The 415-nt window shown below is 55.9% G+C and carries 1 protein-coding gene; it reads right to left on the bottom strand.

What is annotated here, in order from left to right; all coding sequences use genetic code 11:
• Window positions 1-19: 19 nt before the first annotated feature.
• The coding region (locus tag NQ050_RS11110; protein WP_257039403.1) for a transposase at window positions 20-415 on the bottom strand (396 nt) is incomplete at its 5' end.

Raw genomic sequence — 415 nt, forward strand, 5'->3', positions numbered from 1 at the left:
GTCTTACTGCCACCGTTCGTCATCGCCATTCTGTGCCGTCTCGCAGCATGGCATTCAGTCTGATCAGCAGTATTCGCATACAGGCGATGAGCGCGACTTTCGCGCTCTTGCCTCGTTCTCTTAAGGATTTATAGCGGGCCTTGAAGTCGGCTTGATGGCGGATAACGACCCAGCACGACATGTAAAGCGCACGTCTGACGCGCGCTCTCCCTCCGAAAATCTGACGTTTCCCGCTGTGATTGCCACTGTCGTCGTTGTAGGGAGCGATTCCCGCCAGGGCTGCGATCTCCCTGCGATCCAGATCGCCGAGTTCGGGTAGATAAACCAGCAAGCTGGCAGTCGCCACAGTGCCGATGCCTTTGACGGAGAGAAGCCGATTGGCTTTTTCTGCATCCAGTTCACGCATGCTTTGATC

This window comes from Corynebacterium sp. 122RC1, assembly GCF_024580955.1.
In the GTDB taxonomy this organism is placed as follows: Bacteria; Actinomycetota; Actinomycetes; order Mycobacteriales; family Mycobacteriaceae; genus Corynebacterium; species Corynebacterium kozikiae.